The 24,704-nt window shown below is 47.4% G+C and carries 19 protein-coding genes; 9 read left to right on the top strand and 10 right to left on the bottom strand.

All coding sequences use genetic code 11. The features are described from left to right. Positions 1-133 precede the first annotated feature (133 nt). Genes R7Q11_RS10530 through R7Q11_RS10515 form a run of 4 tightly spaced genes read right to left on the bottom strand, consistent with a single transcriptional unit; the run spans position 134 to position 5,118 of the window. Positions 134-1,702: a hypothetical protein gene (locus tag R7Q11_RS10530; RefSeq protein ID WP_225466427.1), complete on the bottom strand. Its 1,569-nt coding sequence runs from the start codon at positions 1,700-1,702 to the stop codon at positions 134-136. A 2-nt stretch (positions 1,703-1,704) separates the two neighbouring features. Next, the gene (locus R7Q11_RS10525; protein WP_025768270.1) at positions 1,705-2,277 is read right to left on the bottom strand and encodes a sigma-70 family RNA polymerase sigma factor; all 573 of its coding nucleotides are present in this window, start codon (positions 2,275-2,277) and stop codon (positions 1,705-1,707) included. 2 nt (positions 2,278-2,279) lie between these two features. After that, positions 2,280-3,752, bottom strand: coding sequence for a hypothetical protein (locus R7Q11_RS10520; RefSeq protein WP_025768271.1), 1,473 nt, complete (start codon positions 3,750-3,752; stop codon positions 2,280-2,282). Between the two features lie 13 nt (positions 3,753-3,765). Next, positions 3,766-5,118 carry a serine/threonine-protein kinase gene (locus R7Q11_RS10515; protein WP_005384231.1) on the bottom strand — a complete coding sequence of 451 codons (1,353 nt, stop codon included), beginning with the start codon at positions 5,116-5,118 and terminating at the stop codon, positions 3,766-3,768. Positions 5,119-5,337: 219 nt separating this feature from the next. Here R7Q11_RS10515 and R7Q11_RS10510 point away from each other — a divergent pair, with 219 nt between their 5' ends. The 4 genes from R7Q11_RS10510 to R7Q11_RS10495 all read left to right on the top strand — a co-directional run bounded on the left by R7Q11_RS10510 (position 5,338) and on the right by R7Q11_RS10495 (position 8,336). Continuing rightward, positions 5,338-6,345 (top strand): substrate-binding domain-containing protein, encoded by a 1,008-nt coding sequence (locus tag R7Q11_RS10510; protein ID WP_005379123.1) that lies wholly within the window; start codon positions 5,338-5,340, stop codon positions 6,343-6,345. Positions 6,346-6,400: 55 nt separating this feature from the next. After that, positions 6,401-7,336: a LysR family transcriptional regulator gene (locus R7Q11_RS10505; protein ID WP_005379132.1), complete on the top strand. Its 936-nt coding sequence runs from the start codon at positions 6,401-6,403 to the stop codon at positions 7,334-7,336. 269 nt (positions 7,337-7,605) lie between these two features. Further along, positions 7,606-8,010 (top strand): SMR family transporter, encoded by a 405-nt coding sequence (locus R7Q11_RS10500; RefSeq protein WP_005379135.1) that lies wholly within the window; start codon positions 7,606-7,608, stop codon positions 8,008-8,010. Beyond that, positions 8,007-8,336, top strand: coding sequence for an SMR family transporter (locus R7Q11_RS10495; protein WP_005478614.1), 330 nt, complete (start codon positions 8,007-8,009; stop codon positions 8,334-8,336). Before R7Q11_RS10500 ends, R7Q11_RS10495 begins: the two co-directional genes overlap by 4 nt. A 1,177-nt stretch (positions 8,337-9,513) precedes the next feature. Here the strand turns inward: R7Q11_RS10495 and edd are convergent. Continuing rightward, positions 9,514-11,310 (bottom strand): phosphogluconate dehydratase, encoded by a 1,797-nt coding sequence (gene edd / locus R7Q11_RS10490; RefSeq protein WP_053307266.1) that lies wholly within the window; start codon positions 11,308-11,310, stop codon positions 9,514-9,516. Further along, positions 11,310-11,834 (bottom strand): gluconokinase, encoded by a 525-nt coding sequence (locus R7Q11_RS10485; RefSeq protein ID WP_005379140.1) that lies wholly within the window; start codon positions 11,832-11,834, stop codon positions 11,310-11,312. The genes edd and R7Q11_RS10485 overlap by 1 nt, the downstream gene beginning before the upstream one ends. A 153-nt stretch (positions 11,835-11,987) precedes the next feature. Here R7Q11_RS10485 and R7Q11_RS10480 point away from each other — a divergent pair, with 153 nt between their 5' ends. Both R7Q11_RS10480 and R7Q11_RS10475 read left to right on the top strand, forming a co-directional pair. Continuing rightward, positions 11,988-13,364 (top strand): GntP family permease, encoded by a 1,377-nt coding sequence (locus R7Q11_RS10480; RefSeq protein ID WP_225466426.1) that lies wholly within the window; start codon positions 11,988-11,990, stop codon positions 13,362-13,364. 9 nt (positions 13,365-13,373) lie between these two features. Continuing rightward, complete coding sequence (locus R7Q11_RS10475) at positions 13,374-13,985, top strand: bifunctional 4-hydroxy-2-oxoglutarate aldolase/2-dehydro-3-deoxy-phosphogluconate aldolase (RefSeq protein ID WP_005394384.1); 612 nt, start codon at positions 13,374-13,376, stop codon at positions 13,983-13,985. Between the two features lie 105 nt (positions 13,986-14,090). Here R7Q11_RS10475 and xapA read toward each other — a convergent pair whose 3' ends face one another. Further along, the gene (gene xapA / locus R7Q11_RS10470; protein ID WP_005379149.1) at positions 14,091-14,915 is read right to left on the bottom strand and encodes a xanthosine phosphorylase; all 825 of its coding nucleotides are present in this window, start codon (positions 14,913-14,915) and stop codon (positions 14,091-14,093) included. A 120-nt stretch (positions 14,916-15,035) separates the two neighbouring features. Between xapA and R7Q11_RS10465 the strand changes: the two genes are divergently transcribed. Then, on the top strand, positions 15,036-15,941 hold the full coding sequence (locus R7Q11_RS10465; protein WP_005379156.1) for a LysR family transcriptional regulator: 906 nt from the start codon (positions 15,036-15,038) through the stop codon (positions 15,939-15,941). Between the two features lie 81 nt (positions 15,942-16,022). On the opposite strand, the gene gorA is transcribed toward R7Q11_RS10465, so the two are convergent. Beyond that, complete coding sequence (gorA, locus tag R7Q11_RS10460; RefSeq protein ID WP_225466425.1) at positions 16,023-17,378, bottom strand: glutathione-disulfide reductase; 1,356 nt, start codon at positions 17,376-17,378, stop codon at positions 16,023-16,025. 259 nt (positions 17,379-17,637) lie between these two features. After that, the gene (locus tag R7Q11_RS10455) at positions 17,638-18,477 is read right to left on the bottom strand and encodes a 23S rRNA (adenine(2030)-N(6))-methyltransferase RlmJ (RefSeq protein WP_005379158.1); all 840 of its coding nucleotides are present in this window, start codon (positions 18,475-18,477) and stop codon (positions 17,638-17,640) included. Between the two features lie 399 nt (positions 18,478-18,876). Here R7Q11_RS10455 and prlC point away from each other — a divergent pair, with 399 nt between their 5' ends. Continuing rightward, positions 18,877-20,919 carry an oligopeptidase A gene (gene prlC / locus R7Q11_RS10450; RefSeq protein WP_017635033.1) on the top strand — a complete coding sequence of 681 codons (2,043 nt, stop codon included), beginning with the start codon at positions 18,877-18,879 and terminating at the stop codon, positions 20,917-20,919. Positions 20,920-20,985: 66 nt separating this feature from the next. Here the strand turns inward: prlC and asnC are convergent, their stop codons facing one another. Beyond that, on the bottom strand, positions 20,986-21,450 hold the full coding sequence (gene asnC, locus R7Q11_RS10445; protein ID WP_005389595.1) for a transcriptional regulator AsnC: 465 nt from the start codon (positions 21,448-21,450) through the stop codon (positions 20,986-20,988). 113 nt (positions 21,451-21,563) lie between these two features. On the opposite strand from asnC, the gene R7Q11_RS10440 reads away from it, so the two are divergent. Next, complete coding sequence (locus tag R7Q11_RS10440; RefSeq protein WP_225466424.1) at positions 21,564-24,689, top strand: EAL domain-containing protein; 3,126 nt, start codon at positions 21,564-21,566, stop codon at positions 24,687-24,689. Positions 24,690-24,704 lie beyond the last annotated feature (15 nt).

Raw genomic sequence — 24,704 nt, 5'->3', positions numbered from 1 at the left:
ACGAAAATCCGCACAAAACCCGTAAAATTTATTTCTATTTTTTGTCTATGATGGAAAATTTATAATTTGATCACGGTTCCAGTTTTATTTTGGGAATGATTGTTTTGTTAAAATAACCACCGGTAAAAAAGGTTTATTGGGTGTCGCTAAGGACAGGGGCGTGATAAATCATGTTGATCTTAAATTCCTCAACGCGATCAGCGAGCTCAGGTTTTGGACGTAAAATGTAGCTATACACCTCGCCATCAAGTAGCTCGTCGTAAGGGGAATAGTTAAGATCAAACGATAACGATTGTTGTCCAGTAGCGGGGGTGCTGATGAACTCGTGGCAATCAATTTGGTAAGTCGGATCGTCTGGGTTAGGGTCTGATATGATGTCGATTTGATAGTCTCCTTGACCAGCAATGACATGGCTGTGATACCAAATGGCGACATCGCTACAATACAGGTTAGGACCATAAGTGTGTAAATTGAAATCGGATTCGATGCTTTCACCATGAGGACCAATGACTTGAGTACCATAGTGATAAATATAATTGCCAACTTCAGCAACCAGATACCCCCCACTTGGGAGAGGTAGCAAATAATCAAAAAAGGAGATTTGATGCAGATATCGTCCTGTCGGTGCATTGATGCGCTTTTCCATGGACTGCTTGTTCTTTTGCATGGTATAGCTTTCGAATTGTTTACCATCAAACACGGTGGTGAAGTAGTTCCGAGTATCTTCATGAACCTGAGATGGGTATTCTTTTTTGATGGTCCAAATTTGGCGTACACCTTGGACATAAACGATCAACGAGTCATCACTGATTTTGTACTTGCCCACTTTTTTCAAGTCTCCCTTTTCAGGACACTGGCGTTTGTTGTGTGAGGCGGCATAACTTACTTCGCCCCCCTCAAACTGAAAGGCCTCGCAATACACCACTTCATACGCGTACGCGATACCGGCAAGATTTTGTGTCGTCTCTAGGCGATAAACTACATCGCCAACTAACGGATGTTCTGTGTCATTTTGATCGGGTGTGATAACGGGTAACTCAAAGCGCGTTGTGACCCATGCATGATCGCTATTACCGTGATAATCATCGCGCGCTGCTACCGCCAAATATGTGGTGGTTTTTATTTCCTCAGGCGCTCCTTGTACCATCATTTGTCCTTGGTTGAGGACTCTTAACCCATTGGCGTTTTCAAGCCAAATCTGAGTGGTGAGGAGATCGCCATCTGGGTCTTCAAAAAGCTGGTTAAGGTTGAGCGAATAACTCACCGGAGAGTTTTGTTTCAGCTCCCAAGCATAAATAATGGTTTGTAGCTGCTGTTCCACAGTGAGGTTGATGATGGGTTTATTATTCTCTGATGGGTCCTCTTGTGGTCGGCTGTTCTTATCACCCAATGCTGACTCGTAAAACGTGTTGTCTTCTGTGGTATGAAATGGATTCGTAACAGGGCCAGGTTGTCCTAAAAGGGCGGAGTTAAATGCGTCATCTCCCGTCCTTTTAGGAGTGCAATCCAACGCAGAACCTGTCAACGCTTGCTTTACTTCAACTAAAGATGTGCGCTCATATTGACGATGTGCTTGCTGGGTTGACTTGTCGGCGTTGTCTGACGAGTCTTTCACAGATGCCAAATTGTGTTTGTTTGAAATGAAGTAAATACCGAACAAACCGACGCATACTGCGCCGATTATCCAAAGCTTTTTGTTCATGATTACGTGTGCGCCATTCGTGATTGTAGCCAACTGCGAGAGAATTTGAGGTCTTTCTCTATCAGGCTTGCGCTGCACTCGAGTAGCTCACTGATTTCTTGGTTTTTCATGCCCATTAAATACTTGAGTTTGAGTGCGCTCGATTGGCGTGGATAGCGGCTACTGAAACTATCCAGAGCTTTATCCATGATAATCAATTGCTCGAAACGATCTTCTTCATCTCTCATCAATGTAATGTGTTGACGCTTTTGTGCTTGGTGCGAGCGTGCGTTATCGATCAAGATTTGACGCATCACTTTGGCGGCCATCAAAAAGAAATCGCGCTTTGTTTCAATTTCACTCATGTCGCAGTTGGACATTTTCAGGTAAGCATCATGAATTAATGCCGTGGTGCTGTTGACGCTGTCTGCCAGTACTTTGTTGTTGGTGCCGTACTTTTCTGCATTTCGTTCACGCTCATGTTGGGCGATCTTACGCAACTGTAAATAAGCAAACTGATAGAGCTCGCTCTCAGCTTGTTTATCACCAGATTGCCATTGTTGAATGATTTGTGTCAGTGCTACTGCTGTTGCCATGGTTATACATCCTCGCTCACTTTGACAAATTCAGAAATGGTGTAGGTTTCAATGCGATCGGAACCGTCTTGGTTGCGCAGAACATTTTGTTGATAGCGATATAAAATGCCTTGCTCCCAAGTTGCGCCAGCTGGCAAGTATTCCCAGGTGGTGTAATTGATTTCGGATGGGGTTGTTGACCAACGTACCATGACGTTCATTTGTGCGAGTTCGGCTTTGGGGGCGCTATTGTTGACCCACCACATGTCGGCAAATTCGCGGGTAACATCTTGGGTGTACAGGCTTGTATCGGTTGGGCAGGTGTCCGTATTTTTCGGCAGTCGCATGACTTGTTGATGGCGCATCAATAGGCATGATTGTGTCATGGACTGTTGGTGGTATTCGGTTTGCTGCCACACACCGAGGTAGTCAATGTCGTGTTCGCTAGTATTGGGATACGTAAACCAGAGCATTTCTGTACGGTTATTGTGTTGGATGTTTTTTTTACGCCCGAGACCTTGTACTTTTTCCATCAATAACTCGGTGCTCGGATCAAAATTGAGGGCAACGGAGCGGTACTTCCAGTCACCTTCATCATCGAAGTCTTCGAGAGAGAAGCCATTCAAGTCGTTGCGGGTGCACCCTGTGATTGAACAACCAACGATATTAAACCAATCCGCAAACTTGCTTATCGGTTCGACGACATCTTCCGTGATAGGGCGCTTCATCGAGAGGAAGCAGCCTTGAAAATGGTCGCCAATGCTTGGGTGTTCAATCAATGAGTCTTTGGTGATAGTGAATCGAGTTTCACCAATAGGAGGACGATATTTGGGATGATGCTGATAGCGTAGATCGTAAGCACAAGCGCGGCCTTGCCAATCCTTCTTTTTGATGACGATGTTTTTGAACGTCATGTCGCGAGGTTCAAAAATGATCTCATCAGAGGAAAAGTTTTTTTCAATGTACTGCTGGCTTTCGTTTAGGTGCTCAATCGCCTCATTGACAGATACCCAATCGAGATTGAGGTAGCGTTTAGCGTCATCCAGGTAATTGAGATCAAGGCCTTTGAGCTGGCTTTGAAAGTGAGGATCAGAAAGCACACGGTTTGCTAGGACAATTTCCTCACGATTCTCAGGCGTGCTGTCGAGAGAAAGCAGCAGACGCGTCATATTGATGCTGCGGCTAGGTTTGGTTGTCGCCATCGTCGGCGTCAGCACTTCTTGGCTTGATAAGGTCGTCAGCAGATAACCTTTATCATCGTTACCAAGGAAGAAGCTAATTACATCACCGGGTTGGTAATGAAATGCACCTTGCTGAGTGACGCCAGTGATATTGGAACTGGTTTTGTAATACAGGCCAGTCACTGGGGCGTCGATAAAGTAGCCTTGCTTCAAGGTTGAAGCTGGTGGGTGTGAAGTGGCAACTGAAACGTCTGCTGCCAACGTGGACGTAGCCGTCAATGCAGACAACCAAAATACCACTGAACGTGTATACATCTTGTTTTAAGCCTTATTGGTTGGTGCTGTCCTTAGACGCACAATTTGGCTGACAACTCATTGGTGTAGTTAGGTGCTTCTCTGGCACCGGTGTCATCATCGCCAACAACATTTTTTGTTTTATATGTTTGGGGATATCTGGGTTAGAGAGTATCCGCCTTCGTGTTAACTCCATCATGGAGTTCACTGAGAGATGTTCGACATTTTGCCCCTTCGCGTGGAAGATGAGGCGAGTCATTTCGTACATCATATCTTCTGCAATCTTCTTCTCTTGTTGCAGCTGGATATTCTTTTGCATCATGGCGCTGCCAAATAACACACCAGAGAGCACAATGATGCCTGACAATACCGAAGCAAGGGGACGTCGCTGTACCAAGCGAAAGGCGCTATACAATGGCCAGTTTTTTTTCTGCTCGATTGGGCGGCGTTCGATAATTCGTTCGATATCAATGCGCAATGCTCTAGCATCGGTATATCGCATTTGAGTGGCAGGACGCGTTGCGCGTCTTATCACCCAGTAAACATCAGACCAAATTGTTGGTGATGGAAACATCAAAGCGAGAATTTTGCCCAAGGAGTACACGTCGCTTTGCTCTGTTAGAACCTGTCCTGCTTGCTGCTCTGGGCTGGCAAAATTTTGGCTAAAAGCAATCAGCGCTGAGGGTGAGTCTTCTCGGTTGGAGTGCGCTTTTTGAGTCAAGTTGAAGTCAAGCAGCTTGGGACGCTTGCTACGATCAATCAGTATATTTTCTGGTTTTAGATCGGCATGCAAAACCTGGTGTTGGTGGGCGTGCTCCATCGCCTGACAGATCTGCTTAAACAGCAGCAGCTTCTCCGTTTTTTCTAGCTTATTTTCAGATAGGTACTCATCTAAAGTTTGACCAAACACCCGCTCCATCACGATGTAAACCGAATCTTGATGGAGACCGCCGTCAAACACTTTCGCGATGTAAGGATGGTTTAGACGCGCGAGAAGTTGAGCTTCATCGAAGAGTGCGCGTTGCCCTAACACATTACTCAAATTGCTTTGAATAAACTTGATAGCCAGATCTTGCTCGAACGTTTCATCTGCACGTAGAGCTGCGTATACGACACCCATGCCACCACGCCCCAACTCATGAGTTAGGCGGTACTTACTGATGATTTCTCCGCTTAGATCGACGTCTTGGTTCGTTGCCTGATGAGCACCAAAATAAAGTAACTGCGTTAGTTGTTCTTCCGGTGTCTCGTTGGCTAAAAGAGGAACGAGTTGTCGATACAGCTCAGGTTGACTTCGTTGCAATGCTTGGAGGTATTGCTGCTTTTGGGAGTCGTCCAGATCAAGCAGGTGGTAGTAAATCTGGGTTTCGCTAGAGCCTAACTGCACTGTGACTAATGTCTTATTCTTTTAGGTACGGCATTTTATAAGAACTTTGATATAAATGTCATTTATTTATTCGGTTTTGATTCACAATCCATGAAACGCAATTTGATGGCTAATGGAGTAATAACGTCATGATTTTGCGAATTATTTTCACTGAGCTTGTCGGCAGAGAGTCTATTCGTCATAATGTTACTTGTAACATTACTGATAAATCACATATTTATGGCTCAACAGAATAAGAAAACGCGTACGACATTGCAGGATGTCGCAGACCAGGTTGGTGTCACGAAGATGACCGTTTCACGCTATATGCGTAACCCTGAGTCGGTGGCAGAAAAGACTCGGGCTAAGATTGCGACTGCGATTGAAGAGATGGGTTACATCGAAAACCGTGCACCGGCGATGTTGTCAAAGTCCTCCAGTAAAGCCATTGGTATTTTACTGCCGTCTTTGTCCAACCAAATTTTTGCTTCCTTTGTTCAGGGCATAGAGATGGTGACCAAAGCCAATGGCTATGAGACGCTTTTAGCGCATTTTAGCTACGATGAGCTTGAAGAAGAGCGCAAGATCGCGTCATTACTCTCTTATCAAGTCGATGGACTTATTCTAACTGAAAGCCATCACACGCCGCGTACATTACAGATGATCAAAAATGCGGGCATTCCGGTGGTCGAAACCATGGAACTGCCATCGGAGCCGATTGATATGGCGGTTGGACTCGATCATGAAGATGCGTCGTACACCGTGGTTAAGCAGATGCTAGATACGGGGAAGCGTACAATCGTCTATTTTGGCGCGCGTCTGGATACGCGAACCAAATTGCGGATGCAAGGTTACGATCGCGCGATGACAGAAGCAGGGCTAGAACCCAAACATGTATTAACTGGTGATCATTCTAGTTTTTCTTTAGCGCATGATTTGCTCGAACGCGCACTGGAAATGCACCCAACGCTCGATGGGGTGTTCTGTACCAACGATGACATCGCAATTGGCACCATGCTGAGTGCGCAGCAACGTGGCATTCAAGTTCCACAGCAATTGGCAGTGGCGGGCTATAACGCGCTGGATATCGGTCAAACCATCAGCCCGAAACTGACCAGCGTTGATACGCCGCGTTTCCAAATTGGTGTAAAGAGCGCAGAGCTATTAATTGCGCGCCTGAAAGGCGAAACACAAGAAGAAAAAGTCTTCGATATGGGTTATCAGATCACGTCGGGAGAGAGTGTTTAACTAATTGTTAACTGCTCTTTGTATTCGCTCATCAATGGTATTGGTAGGTTAGGGTATGGCACATCAGCTGGATGCATTGGATCTCAACTTAATGCGTTTATTAAAAGCTGTGGTGGAAAACCGCAGCATCAAGCTGGCCGCAATGCAGCTTGGCATTTCTCAACCGAGCGCCAGCCGCGGCGTGATGAAGTTGAAGCAAGTGTTTGATGACCCGCTTTTTGTGCGTAAAGCACATGGGGTAGAGCCATCACCCATGGCGATTCGTCTCGCCGCCGAGTTCGACAATATGGTTGCACCACTGGAAAAAGTGGTGCAAGAATTTGAAGTGTTCGACCCACTGCAATACCAAGGGCAGATTGCGATTGTAACTGACCCTTATTTGATGGATGAGCAAGGGCAGCGACTGCTCACTGGTTGTCATCGAGCCTTTCCCAAAGCGCACTTTGCCTTTTCCAGCTGGAATACTTACTCGCACGATGAAATGTTAGAAGGTGAGCACGATTACTGCATTCTTGACCAAGAGACCGAGCTGTCGAAAGACATTTACATGCGCCCGTTATTCGTTGAAAAACGAGTGATTTTGGCGCGCAAAAACCACCCAACGTTGTCGAAAGTCAGCAATGATTGGGACACGGTGTCCAAACTACCACTCGTCTCTTTGCCTGCGCCTGCGTCATATAAACCGCTTTGTACCGTGGAGTCCGAGTATCGACGCATGGGTTATGAGCCAGTAGTGTTACTGAAGTCCTATAATTTGCGTTTGGCTTGCCAAATGTTGCAAGAAACCGACGCGATTATGTATGCCAGTCAAAGCTCGGCATTGTTGATGCCAGAACTCGCCTCTTACGCAATGCCACCCGTTAATCGTGAGTTTAGCCAGTTTGTTGTCTCTGGCGGTTTCCTTCAAACCAACCGCAACCATCCTTTGCACAGACACCTACATAAAGTGGTGCGACAAACCCTCAATACGCCGCTGATTTTTACGCAGTGACGTCACCTTATGGCATCGGCTGAATGAGAGAGTAGATGCTTTAACCTTATCAATATTGTGTGATTACATAGACAACTTACTTCTTAAGATATTCAAAAATGAATATCTCAATTACCTGTCTCTTTTTCCTACCCAGCGCTAATCTTATCTCAAATAGTCAGGAGAAGTGGCTCATTTTTATCTTTTTAACTTTTTGAATGTCGATACAGGTACGCGACATTCACCATTCTCCGTTATGCATTTTTTTAATTTCTGATGGAGGATTAATCATGCTAGTTGCACGTCTATTTTTATTGCTCGCCATCGTTGCCGAAGTAGCTGGCACCAGCACTATGTCTCTTATCGGACAAGGGCACGGGTGGTGGGGCTACATCGTAATGTATGTGCTGATCGCAATCTCTTACTACTTTCTTGCGTTTGCCGCGAAGAAAATATCTATCGGTGTGGCATACGCTGTCTGGGAAGGGTTAGGTATCTCGTTGATCACCGTGGTGTCGATCATCGCCTTTGATGCCAACTTAAACCATCAAGAGTTGTTTGGTTTGATGTTAGCCGTTGTTGGCATTGTGTGTGTGACCTTAGGGGAATCACATGGTCAACCTAACGCCAAGAAAAATGCCGATAAACCGGCAAAAGAACGTTCATTTTCTACTAGTACAAGGTGCGAATCATGAGTCAATTTTTTACGATGTCATTTGGATTTGTCGTGATGGCTGCCTTGGTCGATATCATGGCCAATATGGCGCTGACACGCTCAAAAGGTTTTAAATATAAAGGCTGGGGCATTGCGGCGATTGTGTTGGTACTGACAGCATTCACGCTGTTGGCACAAGCGGTGAAAGAGATCGACTTAGCCATTGCTTATGCCTCTTGGGGTGCGATCGGTATCTTGGGTACCGCAGTGGGTGGAGCCTTGCTGTTTAAGCAGAAACTCAAGCCAATCGGCTGGTTTGGTATCTTTGTGGTGATTGCTGCCGTCGTAGTGATGAAGACCGCTTGATGTAATTTACTGAATGCTAGATATCGTCATTCTGAGCAGCAAGAGACGAGCAAGGTTCCTGATCTCGCCTAGGCTCGTCGGAATGACGGATTCATTTTTTAGAAAGAACCGTGATCAACCCCCAAAGTTTGTCATTCTGAACAGCGAAGGACGAGCAAGATTCAGAATCTACCAACAAAAAGTACTGTAGCAGAGGTGCTTTCTCTGGTTTCACAGCATTTTGCTATTAGGTTCCTGATCTCGCCTAGGCTCGTCGGAATGACGGACTCATTCATTTTTAAAAAGAACAGAGGCCAATCCTAAAGTTCGTCATTTTGAACAGCAAGAGACGAGCGTGATTCAGAATCTACCAACAAAAAGTGCTGTGGAAGAGGGGGTTTTCTCTGGCTTCACAGCATTTTGCTATTAGATTCCTGATCTCGCCTAGGCTCGTCGGAATGACGGATTCATTCGTTTTTTGGAAAGAACTGAGGCTAATCCCAAAGCTCGTCATTCTGAACAGCGAGGGACGAGCGTGATTCAGAATCTACCAACAAAAAGTGCTGTGGAAGAGGGGTTTTCTCTAGCTTCACAACACGTTGATAGTAGATTCCTGAGCTCGCCTAGGCTCGTCGGAATGACGGACTCATTCATTTTTAAAAAGAACCGAGGCCAACTCCAAAGCTTGCCATTCTGAATAGCGAGGGACGAGTGTGATTCAGAATCTACCAACACAAAAAGTGTTTCGGCAGAGGGGATTTTCTCTGGCTTCACAACACGTTGATATTAGATTCCTGATATTGCTTAGGCTCGTCGGAATGACGGATTCATTCGTTTTTAGAAAGAGCAGTGGCCAATCCCAAAAACTCGTCATTCTGAACAGCGAGGGACGAGTGTGATTCAGAATCTACCAACAAAAAGTGCTGTGGCAGAGGAGTTTTCTCTGGCTTCACGCATTTTGCTATTAGATTCCTGATCTCGCTTAGGCTCGTCGGAATGACGGATTCATTCGTTTTTTAGAAAGAACTGAGGTTAATCCCAAAGCTCGTCATTCTGAACAGCGAGGGACGAGCGTGATTCAGAATCTACCAACAAAAAGTGCAGTGGCAGAGGAGTTTTCTCTATCTTCACAACACGTTGATAGTAGATTCCTGATCTCGCCTAGGCTCGTCGGAATGACGAGGTCTTTCTTCTCGCCTTAAACAATGAAGCTTGCGCCTTCTTCTGCGCTAGAGACGTTTTGGCGGATCACGCTAAACAAGCCTCGTCCCCAGGTTTGTTGGGTAGATTCGGTGTCGAAATGAATCAACTCGCGACCAGTGGTATCGCTTAAGTTGTTCAGTTCGCCCGTTTGGCAATCAAGGCGAATCAAATCACCGTTGCGCACCAAACCAATCGCGCCACCACGAATGGCTTCTGGAGAAACATGAATCGCAGACGGAATTTTACCTGACGCGCCAGATAAACGACCGTCAGTAACCAACGCCACTTTAAAGCCCGCTTTTTGCACGTTACCTAAAATTGGCATCAGCTTGTGCAGTTCAGGCATGCCGTTTGCTGCTGGGCCGTTGTGTGTGACTACAACGATGCAATCTTTGTTCAGCTCACCACGTTTGTACGCGGCTTCCACTTCATGTTGGCATTGGAATACGATCGCTGGTGCCACAATCACGCGTTGCTCTTCTTTCACCGCAGACACTTTCACCACGGCTTTGCCTAAGTTGCCAGTCAATACGCGAGTGCCGCCAGTATTTTGGAATGTGGCGTCTGGTTTGGCGATCACGTCACCGTCTTGGCTGCCTTGGCACGATGTCCAGGTCAGTTGGCCATCGACAAGGCTCGGTAGCGTCATTTGGTCTTCAAATTCACCAAACACGGGTTTCACATCGCGATGCAAAAGCTCGGATTGGTTCAAGCGGTGCAATAACGCTGGCACGCCCCCCGCGTCTTGGAACGCGTTCATATCGGCTGGGCCGTTCGGGTAAACGCGCGCTAATAAAGGAACCACATCCGACAGATCGCTGATGTCTTGCCAGGTGAGCAAGATGCCAGCAGCACGCGCCACGGCGATCATATGAATGGTGTGATTGGTGCTGCCGCCAGATGCAAGTAGAGCGATGATGCCGTTGACCAAGCTCTTTTCTGTGACCACCTCGGCCAGCGGACGGAAGTGTGCAGAACCCGCCGTCATTGAGGCGATTTTCAGAGCCGCGTGATTGGTTAACGCTTTACGCAGTTGGGTATGGGGATGAATGAATGCCGAACCTGGCAGCATCAAGCCCATGGCTTCGAACACCAACTGGTTGGTATTGGCGGTGCCGTAAAATGTACACGTACCCGCAGAGTGGTAAGCGCGACACTCCATATCCAGCAGAGCGTCTTTGCCGACTTCTCCCGCTGCGTATTTTTGGCGCACGTCGACTTTCTCTTCGTTGCTGATGCCTGTTGCCATCAGACCCGCTGGCACAAACGCCGTTGGTAGGTGTGCGTAAGACAGCGCGCCCATCAGTTGCCCCGGTGCGATTTTGTCACAGATGCCAAGCAGTAATGTGGCATCAAAGACATTGTGACTCAAAGACAACGCCGTTGATTGCGCAATTAAGTCACGCGAAAACAGCGACATATCCATGCCTGCTTGACCTTGAGTCACCCCATCGCACATCGCTGGCACACAACCTGCGACTTGCGCCGTATGGCCGTAGTCCGCCAGCACTTTTTTGATTTGTGCTGGGTAGTCTTGGTACGGCTGGTGGGCGCTCAACATGTCGTTGTAGGCGCTGATCAGCGCGACATTGGCATGAGTAAAATCGAGAATATTTTTCTTTTCAGAAGAGCAAGAAGCGGCGACTGCATGGGCTAAGTTACCACAAGATAAACCAACACGGCCTTTGCCAGCTTCGGCTTGCACTTCGGTGCGAGCAAGAAAGGCAGCGCGCGCTTCACGGCTGCGCTCGGTCAAGCGTTGTGTGACCTCAAGAACAACAGAGTGAGTCATTACGCCACCTCGATCGCTTGCATTTTGATTAGCTCAGCGGCAGAGCGTTCCACCACGTCGCTGATGTCTCCGTCGATACTGACGATCAGAGTTTGAGGCTCGTTGTCTGGGCGCTCTAGTGTCTCGAATTGGCTCTTCACCATGTTTTCTTTCATGAAGTGGCCTTTGCGCATACGCATGCGATTAAGGATCAACTCCCTATCGCCATCAAGGAACAGGAAGGTCACGTTGTTGTTGCCTTCGCGGATCTGATCGCGGTAAATCTTTTTCAGTGCTGAACAGACAATAATGCCGTGTTCGTTTTTGCTTTCTAGGCTGTACGCCGCATCACGAATGCGTTCTAGCCATGGCTTGCGATCATCATCGTTCAGAGGCTGGCCCGATGCCATTTTCTGAATGTTCGCTCGTGGATGAAGATCATCACCATCAATGAATTTACGCCCTAGCTTTTTCGCTAGATGCTCACCAATTGTGCTTTTACCACTAGCACAAACGCCCATAACGATGACACTACTACCAGCCATAACTTATCCTCATAACCAAATTTGCGCGTGATCTCAATTTTTGAATTCACTTTAAAATATGGGTTTATCTTATTCATGTTATCGGTAACATGTTACCGGTAACTGAAATAAATGTGAACCATAACACAAACAATAATTCTTAAAGGTGAACCTATGGAGCAATTAACCCAAGCCCCAGATCCTACGTTCCTACTGACGATTGCAGGCCTTGCCATTGCAGCGTTACTCGTTCTTATCATTAAACTGAAAGTCCATGCTTTTGCTTCCCTTACTATGGTGAGTTTAGGTACGGCAATCGCCACTGGCGTTCCTTCAGAGAAAGTCGTATCGACCATGATGGGTGGGTTCGGCGGTACTCTGGCTTCCGTGGCATTGCTGGTTGGTCTTGGTGCGATGATCGGTAAAATTCTTGAAGTGACTGGCGGTGCGAAAGTGCTGGCAGACACTTTGATTGGTCGCTTTGGTAAAGAGCGCGCACCATTTGCTTTGGGCGTCGCTTCATTACTGTTTGGCTTCCCAATCTTCTTCGATGCTGGCCTTGTAGTGATGATGCCTATCATCCTAAGTGTGGCGGCTCGTTTTGGTGGCTCACCAATTAAATACGCGTTGCCAGCAGCCGGTGCTTTTGCGGTTATGCACGCGTTTGTTCCACCACATCCAGGTCCGGTTGCAGCGGCAGAATTCCTTGGCGCAAACATCGGTCTGTTATTGGTGGTGGGTATTCTGGTGGCTATTCCAACTTGGTACCTTGGCGCTTACCTATTTGGTTTGTACGCGGGCAAAAAATTCGATATCCCACTATCTAAAGCCTTCTTTAATGGCGAAGCGATGGTGGATGAGCGCAACGCACCAAAATTTGGCACGGTTATGACCATCCTTGTGCTGCCAGTCCTGCTAATCTGTTTGGATACGGTATTGAACACACTGGCGGTTGCGGGTGTGATTGATGGCAAAACGGCACTGGTTGAGTTCCTACGCATGCTAGGTAAAACCCCAGTTGCGTTGCTGATCACTTTGATTGTCTGTCTGGCTATGTTTGCCAAAGACTACGGCATGGCAAAACTAGAAAAATTATGTGGTGAGTCATTGGCTCCTATCTGTGGTGTTATCCTAGTCACGGGTGCAGGTGGCATGTTTGGCGGCGTACTGCGCTCAAGCGGTATTGGTGATGCACTGGCTGACGTTCTTACAGACACAGGTATGCCTGTGATTGTGGCGGCGTTTGTGATTTCAACCTGTCTGCGTGTTGCTCAAGGCTCAGCAACCGTAGCGCTAACCACCACGGCGGCTCTTATCGCGCCGGTTGTGGCAGCATCAACAGGTTTGAGTGAACTCGACCTTTGCTTTATCGTAATCGCGATTGCGGGTGGTGCAACGGTACTGTCTCACTTCAATGACTCTGGTTTCTGGTTGGTATCTCGTCTCCTTGAGATGGATGAGAAAACCACATTAAAAACTTGGACGGTAATGGAAACGTTACTTGGCGGTATCGCGTTTATTATCGTCGCAACATTAAGCTTTATTCTTTAGAGGTTCCCCATGACAACACTTGAACAACGATTAAGAGAAATCAAAATCGTCCCAGTTATCGCAATCAACGACGTAGCACACGCTCTGCCACTGGCAAAAGTGTTGGTAGAAAACGGTTTACCATGTGCGGAAGTGACATTCCGTACCGAAGCTGCGGCGGAGTCGATTCGCATCATGCGTGAAGCGTACCCAGAATTGTTGATTGGCGCGGGCACCGTTCTGACCACAGAACAAGTGGATATCGCAATCGAAGCGGGTGTGGACTTTATCGTTAGCCCAGGCTTCAACCCAACCACAGTGAAATACTGTCAGCAACGTGGCGTGACTATCGTACCGGGTGTAAACAACCCAAGCTTGGTTGAGCAAGCGATGGAAATGGGTCTGCGTACGTTGAAGTTCTTCCCTGCTGAGCCATCAGGCGGCGTAAACATGTTGAAAGCACTCACGGCGGTTTACCCAGTTGAATTCATGCCAACAGGTGGCGTAAGCCCATCCAACGTGGAAGATTACCTAGCGCTGAAATCGGTTGTAGCTTGTGGCGGTACTTGGATGGTGCCAACCGCAATGATGGACAACGGCGATTGGGAAGGCATTGCTGAATTGGTTCGCGCAGTTAAGTAAAACGCACAAACGGCTCCGAAATGCCCCCGAACGTTAGAAAACGTGATACGAAAAAGGGTCATCAAGTTACTTGATGACCCTTTTGCTTTTGGGAATGAAACGGTTTTAGAAGTGATGCTTCATAAAGCGCTTAATAAAGCGAATGAAATCTGCTTCGGCTAGCTTCGCGCACTTCAATGTTTGGGCGTGAGACAATTCTACATCTCCCAAGCCTTCTGCCATGTTGGTGATCGCACACACTGCCAATACGGGTAAGCCGCAATGCGCCGCAGAAATCACTTCTGGCACGACCGACATGCCCACCACATCACCACCGATGATTTGCATCATGCGGATTTCGGCTGCGGTCTCAAAGTTGGGGCCTGTGTAAGAGACAAACACGCCTTCATTGAGGTGAATACCATTGGCTTTGCCAACTTCAAACGCTTCTGCGCGCAGGTCTTTGTCGTACGCATTGGCGAGGCTGAAGAACCTCGGGCCGTACTCTTCATCATTCGGACCGATCATTGGCGATTCAGGCATGGTATTGATGTGATCATGAAATACCACTAGAGAGCCGACATCAATACGCTCAGGGCGAAGTGAACCTGCCGCGTTGGTGACGAGCAAAAACTCACAGCCCAGCTTTTTAAAGGTGCGTACTGGTGTTGTCATGACCTTCATTGAGCCGTGTTCGTAGTAGTGACCGCGACCTTTCATGCACACTACGTCTACGCCGCCCATGGTGCCAAGTACCAACTCACCAGAGTGGCCTTGCACGGTGCTAACCGGAAAGCCTTCGAGCTCTTCGTATGGAATGACCACTTTGTCTTGTAGCTCGTCTGCCAATACGCCTAAGCCAGAGCCTAAAATAAACGCCGCTTTAGGTTGGAAGTTTGGTTTGCGTTCGCGAATGGTTTGTAGTGCGCCGATTACTGGATCGTGATTCATGTTAGTCACCTTCTGGTTGTGTGTTGATTCCATTGTGTGACTTTCTGCGCTGGTTATCTTTGCTTTATTCGCTACTATCATCCTTAAAAAGAGGATGATGAAATTCGCTAGGACTCAATTATGAAGTCAGAACCATTTGAGCGCGTGACGCTGAAGATGCTGCGTTACTTTTACGAGGTCGCACAAACCAAGCATTTCACTAAGGCGGCCGAGAACCTCAATATCACCAATTCGCCGTTGAGCAATCGCATCAAAGAGTTGGAAGAAGTGCTTAACGTCAAACTGTTTGAGCGTGATTCAAGAAACGTCATGCTAACGGAGGCCGGACGATTGTTGGAGTCCAAATGCCAACTGATTTTTCAAACCTTGGATGTCTCGCTCAATCAAGTGCAGCAAGTGGGCTTGAACCAGAGAAACATTTTGCGAGTTGGTGTGGTAAGTAGCGCATTTTGGGGCGGATTTGATCGTTTGTTACAGCGCTTCCATGCTGAGCATGACACTTATCACGCCGACATTTTTGACCTTAACCCAGAGACGCAAAAGAAGCATCTGAGCGAGAAGAAAATCGATGTGGGCATCGTGCGTTTTGCCGATGCACTCAACATTTATCCGTACCAGTCGGTGTCTTTGGGCAAAGATGTGTTTGTGGTAGCAGTGTCGGAGCAACATGAGTTAGCCAGCAAATCTTTGCTGCGGCTCCAAGATTTAAAGACGTGTGAGTTTGCGTTTATGAGTTTGGCGAATTCTGCCTCGGCAAACTTCATCATCAATGCCTGTCTGCAAGAAGGCTTTTCACCCCATATTGGCAAACAAGTGGTGGAGCCAAGCACCTTGATGGCGTATGTAGCAAACAGCAATACCGTGACGTTGGTGCCGTCGACGTTTTCTCAGCATCATTGGCATGGGATTCGTTTTATCAAGCTGAAAGAATCACTGCGTGCAGACTTATGCCTGATTCATGACGGTAAGCAGGAGAGTGCTATTAAAGCCGAGTTTATTCGCACGTTATTGGAGAATGCGAGTTAAGCATGGGCAAACAAAAAAAGGTCATCCTAAGATGACCTTTTCAAATGATTCGCTGAAATCAGCAATGCGATTAGCGCGCAATTAACGCATCGTTACGAACTCTTCTGAGCCCGTCGGGTGGATAGCCACAACAGAGTCGAAGTCTGCTTTGGTTGCGCCCATCTTCATTGCTACGCCGAAGCCTTGGATCATTTCATCTACCGTGAAACCGATGCCGTGTAGACCAACAACCGTTTCTTCTTCACCCGCACATACAAGCTTCATCTTACATGGTTGACGGTGCTTAGTAACGGCGGTGTACATCGCCGTGAAGCCAGATGTGTAGACTTTGATGTTGTCTTTGCCGTACTTCTCTTCCGCTTCTTGCGTTGTAAGACCGATAGTGCCGATTGGTGGGTGGCTAAATACCACAGTTGGTACCAAATCGTAGTCCATCTTCGCGTTTGGTTTGTTGTTGAACAAACGCTCAGAAAGTTGACGACCCGCTTTCACTGCTACTGGTGTTAGCTCGATACCGCCTTCCATGATGTCACCCACACAGTAGATGCCTTTCACGTTGGTTTCTTGGTATTCGTCTACCTTAATGTAACCTCTTTCGTTCGTTGCAACACCAGTTGACGCTAGGTTGATTGCGTCTGTCGCTGGGTGACGACCGATTGCCCAAATCAGTTGGTCAACGTTTTGGCTTTCACCGTTTTCTAGGTGCAGAGTTAGGCTGCCATCGGCTTCTTTTACCACTTCTTTTGGTACAGAGTGGGTGTGCAGTTTTGGACCTTCTGCGTCCATCACTTCAACCAATGTATCGATGATCATTGGATCGAAGCTACGCAGTGGTGACTCTTTACGTACGAACAGGTGCGTTTCTGTACCTAGCGCGTGCAGTACGCCAGCAATTTCAACTGCGATGTAGCCTGCGCCAACAACCGCAACGCGTTTTGGTTGCTCTGCTAGGTCGAAGAAGCCGTTTGAATCGATGCCGTATTCAGCGCCTGGAATGTTTGGAATAGTAGGACGACCACCAACCGCGATCAGGATGTGATCTGCTGTGTAGTGTTCACCGTTTACTTCGACAGTTTTTTCGTCAACAAACTTAGCAAAGCCTTTAATCACGTTTACTTTATTGTTGCCAAGAACGCGATCGTAAGATTGGTGAATACGACCAATGTACGCCTGACGGCTCTCAACCAGTTTGCTCCAGTCGAAACCTTTCACGTCGACATCAAAACCGTAATCTTCTGCGTACAGGTTCATTGCTTCTGCGATTTGCGCGCCATGCCACATCACTTTTTTCGGTACACAACCTACGTTTACACAGGTACCGCCAAGGTCTTGAGCTTCGATTAGCGCAACTTTCGCGCCGTACATCGCCGCACGGTTTGCAGATGCGATGCCGCCACTGCCGCCACCGATACAGATATAGTCAAAATGAGTCGCCATTACTTTCTCCAAGAGCTTATAAATTTTATCTGGTACATAGATAGATTGGGATGACCTTGTCCGAACTCAATGCCACCGTTATCCCACTATCATAAATCGAATTCGACTAATTCCTAAATGGGAAAAAGCGACAATACTTATGACAAATAGCGATGAGAGGCACAAAAAGAAGAATAAGCACGATTGGAGGAAGAAGGTGAGAGCATAAAAAAGCGCAACGAGAATGTCGTTGCGCTTGAAGATATCAGTACTGAAGTGCTTACTCTGGCACAATCCAGTCCACTTTCCAGTGGCCAGTTGCTGGTGCGATCGCGTCTTGCAGGAATGGCAGAATCTCTTTCATCTGGCTTTCCAGTTTCCATGGCGGGTTAATCACAATCATGCCGGATGCCGTCATGCCGCGCTCGTTGGTATCCGGTGCAACACCTAACTCGATTTGCAGAATTTTACGAATACCGAGTGCTTCCAAACCTTCGATCATATCTTCGATGTCGTGACGGTTTACCACTGGGTACCAAATCGCGTAGATACCGGTGGCCCAACGTTTATGGCTCTGATGAATCGCTCGCACCACATCGCGGTACTCTTTCGCGAGTTCGTATGGTGGGTCAATCAGCACCAAACCACGACGTTCTTGTGGCGGTAAGCTTGCTTTGAGGCGTTGGAATCCGTCCTCTTTGAAGATGCTCACTTGGCGATCACGATGGAATTCTTGCTCTAACAATGGGTGATCGGCTGGGTGCAACTCGGTCAGCACCATGCGATCTTGTGGGCGGATTTGCGCGCGCGCCACACGTGGTGAGCCTGGGTAGTAACGCAGCTTCTCGCCATTGTTGAGCACTTTAATGGCATCGATGTAGCTTTTGATGTCTTCGGGAATGCTTGGGTTATCCCAAATACGTGCGATGCCTTGTTTGTATTCGCCCGTTTTTTCAGACCATTCGTGAGTCAGATCGTAACGGCCCACACCCGAGTGGGTATCGTGATAAACGAATGGCTTATCTTTTTGTTTCAGCGCATCAAGAATGAGGCTTTGAACGATGTGTTTGACCACGTCGGCATGGTTGCCAGCGTGGAAGCTGTGGCGGTAACTTAACAAATTAAACTCTCGAAACACTCTTTGGTTGAGTGTGGTCTGTGATTTTCACTCTATGGCGGTATTATACTCAAGTAACTTAAAGATGTAGAACTTCCAATCAAATCTGTTCCTCTGATAAGGGGACGCTATTGAAATTTCTTTAAGTCACCCACACTTACTATTGGTAATCGAATTGAACTAGGTGAGTTTCTCGCACTCAAAAGGGTGTGAAATTTCATTTAGGTATAACAAGACTCAAGGACAGAGTAGCGCTGGTTGACTATATGATGGTCATCGCGGCATAGAGAAAGGGAACGGAGCTCCCCCAATCCATGTTGCTGGCTCGTCTGTACATTGAGTTGGCCTATCTACACAAAATAGACAGGCAATCACAGAGTCAAAACACAAAAGGAATTATTCATGTCTAATCCTCTTCTGACGTTTACGGACCTACCTCCGTTTTCTCAAATTAAACCAGAACACATCAAGCCTGCCGTTGAGCAAGCGATTGCTGACTGCCGAGCAAAAATCGATGAAGTTCTACAAGACAACGCTCACCCAACTTGGGACAGTGTGATTGCGCCAATTGAAGAAGCGGATGATCGCTTAAGCCGCATCTGGTCGCCAGTGGGTCACATGAACTCGGTAGTGAACAGCGAAGAGCTACGTGAAGCTTACGAAAGTTGCCTACCAATTTTGTCAGAGTACGGCACTTGGGTTGGTCAGCATAAAGGGTTGTACGAAGCGTACAAAACCATCAAAGCGAGCGAAGAATTTGCAACGTTAACTCGTGCACAGCAGAAAACCATCACTGATGCACTGCGTGATTTCGAGTTATCAGGCATTGGTTTGCCATCCGATGAGCAGCACCGTTACGGCGAGATCAGCAAACGTATGTCTGAGCTGAGCTCTAAATTCTCTAACAATGTGCTGGATGCCACCATGGGTTGGACCAAGCACATCACAGACGAGAAAGACCTAGCAGGTATGCCAGAATCGGCGCTGGCAGCAGCGAAAGCTGCCGCAGAAGCAAAAGAGTTAGATGGTTACCTCATTACGCTAGATATCCCATCTTACCTACCTGTCATGACGTACTGCGATAACCAAGAGTTGCGTAAAGAAGTGTACGAAGCGTACGTGACGCGCGCTTCTGATCGAGGTCCAAACGCAGGCAAATGGGATAACTCAGAAATCATTACTGAGCAGCTAAAACTGCGCCATGAAATTTCACGTATGCTAGGTTTCAATACTTACAGTGAAAAGTCGTTAGCAACAAAGATGGCTGAAACGCCGGATCAAGTGCTGGGCTTCCTGAATGACCTAGCGACACGAGCGAAACCGCAAGGTGAACGTGAAGTCGAAGAGTTACGTCAGTTTGCGAAAAGTGAGTTTGGTGTTGAAGAGCTGAACGTTTGGGATATCGCTTACTACAGCGAGAAACAAAAGCAGCACCTGTTCCAAATTTCGGATGAAGAACTGCGCCCATACTTCCCAGAGTCAAAAGTCGTGAGCGGTCTGTTTGAAGTGCTAAACCGCGTGTTTGGCATGACCGTTACTGAGCGCGAAGGCGTAGACACTTGGCATGAGTCCGTGCGCTTTTTCGATATCTTTGATGCTGAAGGCACACTCCGTGGCAGCTTCTACCTAGATCTCTACGCTCGTGAACACAAACGTGGCGGCGCGTGGATGGATGATTGTCGTGGTCGCCGCGTTACGCTATCTGGCGAGCTGCAAACGCCGGTTGCGTATCTAACGTGTAACTTCAACCGTCCTGTAGGCGACAAACCAGCACTGTTCACGCACGATGAAGTCGTGACGCTATTCCATGAGTTTGGTCATGGAATCCACCACATGTTGACGCAAGTTGATACAGGTGCTGTTTCAGGTATTAATGGCGTGCCTTGGGATGCGGTTGAGCTACCAAGTCAGTTCCTAGAAAACTGGTGTTGGGAAGAGGATGCGCTGGCGTTCATTTCTGGTCACTATGAGACAGGTGAGCCGCTACCTAAAGCGATGCTAGACAAAATGCTCGCAGCGAAAAACTTCCAATCTGCGATGGGTATTTTGCGTCAGCTAGAATTCGGCTTGTTCGACTTCACGCTTCACACCGAATATGACCCTGAAGTGGGTGCGCGTGTACTGGAAACTCTGGCGAAAGTGAAAGAGAAAGTCGCGGTAGTTCCTGCGGTTGAGTGGGCGCGTTTCTCACACAGCTTCGGCCATATTTTTGCTGGTGGCTACAGTGCGGGTTACTACAGCTACCTGTGGGCTGAAGTGCTGTCGTCAGACGCGTATTCTCGCTTTGAAGAAGAAGGCATCTTCAACAAAGAGACGGGTCTAAGCTTCCTGAACAACATCCTAGAAATGGGGGGCAGTGAAGAGCCAATGGAGCTGTTTAAGCGCTTCCGTGGCCGCGAGCCACAAATCGATGCACTGTTGCGCCATTCGGGTATTGCGGCGTAAATTGAGCAAAAAACATTAAGGCCAACCGAACGGTTGGCCTTTTTTGTACATTTTTTATAAAAAATTTTACGGATTTACGTTGCGGTTGATCGGGTTCTGCAACGATATCAATGTCTCCGTGGACTGAACCTCATCAATGGCTTGCAGCTTGTCGATCAGTACAAATTGCAGCTCTTCAATCGATTTGCACATCAATTTGACGAATATGTTATACGCGCCCGTGGTGTAGTAAGCTTCAACGACTTCGTCGAGCGCGTTGAGTTTTTCTAACGCGGAGTGGTAATCACGAGCTGCATTGAGGTTAATACCAATAAAGCAGCACACATCGTAGCCAAGCTTTTTGGTATTGATGATCACCTCCGTTCCTTCGATGATGTCAGCCGACTTCATCTTCTCGATACGCACATGGATAGTGGCAGGGCTGACATCGAACTGCTTTGCCATTTCTGCGTAGGGCGTTCTGGCGTCAGCCATCAGTGTTTTTAATATTGCGCGGTCAAGGTCGTCGAGTTTCGGCAGGCTCGCATTCATACTATGATTTCCGTTAGGGATAGAGTTTTACCTCCCTTTTATACTCATAGCGGATAGGATTCACAAGGTTTGGCAGGAGTAACTGCGGGTTAACTCCGAGCTATGGAGATAATGTGCAGCGTTTTCTGGTTATTGCCGCGCTATGTTGGAGCGCGTTTGCTACGGCCTCAGATCCGAAGGTGTTGGTCGTGCACTCCTATCATCAGGGTTTTTTCTGGACGGACTCCATACAGCGAGGCATCGAGCAACAGCTGGGCGATCGAGCGCTGGACATGCGTGTGCTCTATCTAGACTCGAAACGTAACCAGAGTGAGCAGTTTTTTGCACAACTAAAATCCTTGTATCTTACGAAATTACGCAAAGAGCGATTCGATGCCATTTTAGTGAGCGATAACAATGCGCTTGAACTCATGCAGCGTTTAGCCCCAATCATCAAAGACACCCCAGTTATATTTAACGGCATTAATAACTACCATCCTTCTTTACATCGTTCTCTGAATGCAACCGGAGTCATGGAAGATGTCGATTTGGAAGCGAATCTCGCTCTTATTGAGCGCTTACATCCGAACTACACACAAGTTCTCATCGTCAGTGACCACTCGGTGACCGGTGAGGTGTTGCGTTATCAAATCGACAATTTTGTCCTCAAGTTCCCGCAATATCGAGACAAAATCGTACAAGTTGTTCCAGACAGTATTATCGATCTAAAACAACAAGTCGCAAAACTGAGTTCCGATAAAGTCGTCTTGTTCTGGACCTATTACCGAGATAAACAAGGTATGGTTGGCAGCGAGCGTGACTGGGTTGGTGTCAACAAAGTCTCAAACGCGCCGCTGTTTATGGTGCATGACATTGGTTTGGGTCATGGCGCAGTTGGAGGGGTTATTCAAAGTGGTTATCGGCATGGTATTGAGAGCGCAGAGATGCTTGAATTCGTTTTGGATAACCCTGATCAGCCTCTGCCTGCCGTGAAAAAAAGTGATTCTGAAATAAAGCTCGATTACCAAGCGGTAGCGCGTTGGGGATTGGGGGCTGAACAAGAGGTTTCTGCGGTATTTTTTAATAAGCCAATGAAGCTTTCTGAACGTTTTGCCAAGGAAATTCGCCTGTTTGGTAGTCTGTTTGTGGTGATGTCGGTGGTCATTTTGCTGATGGGTTATTATTTACAGCGGATGCGTCGCAGTGAGAGCGCTGCGCGAGAAAGCCAGGCTATTCTAGAATCGATTTTCGATCAGAGCATGCAGTATATGGGCATTTTGGATGCCAACGGTGTGCTTAAATCGGGCAACGATCACCTTCAATCCTTACTTTATCACCAAGGACTGCGTTTAGACCGACCACTTTGGTTTCATCCCAACTGGAGTGAGAAAGCCCAAGCGTTGCTTGAGGAGTATTTCCATGCGCCTCACCATCAAGTGTCGACGTTTGAAGCTGAAATTTGGAGTAAAGAACACGGCGCCTTGGTATTAGAAGTTTCGCTCAAGCCTTTTTCTCAGCAAGTAGGGAATCATAAGCAATACTTGTTTGAAGCGCGCGATATTACCAGTCGTAAATTGATGGAGGACAAGCTCTACCAACGTGAGTCAACCCTACGCAACTATTATGAGCAGCAGCCCGTGATGATGGTGACGCTTGATAGTAATAACCGAATTCAAGAAGTGAATCGATTTGCTCAACTACTTCTTGGCTACAAACCGATGGACATGCTCGGACATCGCCTGAGGGAGTTCTATTTTGATGACAAAGTGCTGTTCCCTCGCCAAGTGTTATTGCAACCCAACCAGCAAGTGCATGGTGTTTGGCGACGTGAAGTCGAGTATCGTCATGCAAATGGTCATCGTGTTTGGGTGCGCGAGAATATTCGTCCGCTGAGTGAATCTGAGCAACTGCTGATTGTGGGCGAAGATATTACCGAAACCAAACTGCTCTCCGAGAAATTGGAATACCAAGCTCGCTATGACTTACTGACGGGGACTTACAACAGAAACCATTTTGAACTAGAGCTTAAGACCGCACTGTGCGAAGTGGACAGCCATCGTCGAGTCCACGCCATGTTGTACCTCGACTTAGATCAACTAAAAGTCCTCAATGATACGGTTGGGCATGATGCAGGTGATGCGGCGATTCAATTCTGCGCAAGTATGCTGGAAGGCGTTCTGCCGTACAATTCCATCTTGGCTCGAATGGGAGGCGATGAGTTTGCGGTGTTACTCAAAGACTGTGACGAATATGGCGCCATCAATATTGCCAAACTGATCATCTCGACACTAAGCGAACACCTCTTTATTTGGGAAGACACACGCCTGTTCATCAGTTGCTCAATTGGTATCCGTATCATCGATCATACCGCTGATACGCCACAAATGGTGCACGCTCAAGCAGACTCTGCTTGTCACGCCGCTAAAGAGCAAGGCCGTAACCGCTATAATCTATTCAGCTTAGATAACGAAGAGTTGCAGCGTCGTCAGATGGAAATGCAGAGCGTCAATTTGGTGCATGAGGCATTGTCGAATCAACGTTTAGAACTGTTTGCTCAACCGATAAAAAGCTTACAAAAGCACGAGACTCAAATGTATTTTGAGATTTTGGTGCGTATTCGCAGTGGGTACGGTGATTATGTTTCTCCTGCGCTGTTTATCCCTGCTTCCGAGCGCTACAACATTGCCCATTGGATTGATAAGCAGGTTATTACTCAAACACTAGAGTGGTTTGAACAGCGTCCTGAGGTGGTTGAACAGCTTGGTCGCTGTTCGATAAACCTTTCAGGTCAATCTATGGGGAATCAAGAGTTTATTGACTTCTTATTGGAGCGATTGGAAAGTTCGACTCTGCCGTGTGAAAAAATCTGCTTAGAAATCACCGAGACAGCGGCGATGAGCAATCTGGATCAAGCCATTGAGTTGTTTACCAAGCTAAAGGCTTTGGGTTGCATGATTGCATTGGATGATTTCGGATCTGGATTGTCTTCATTTGGTTACTTAAAGAAACTTCCTGTCGATATCGTGAAAATTGATGGTCTTTTCGTGCAAGATATCAACGTAAATGAAATGGACCGCGTGATGGTTCGTTCAATCAATGACCTGGCGAAGCAACTAGGCAAAGTGACGGTGGCGGAGTTTGTCGAAAATGACCAGGTCATGCAGCATTTGATAGACCTCGGTGTGGACTACGGCCAAGGCTACGGTATTGGCCATCCTAAGCCGCTTTCTGAGCTAGTGGAGCAACTGACGGCTGTATAACCCCTGCGTAGCAAG

The organism is Vibrio sp. 970 (genome assembly GCF_033339075.1).
Note: the sequence above shows the minus strand (reverse complement) of the source record. Positions and strands in the feature narration are given on the sequence as shown.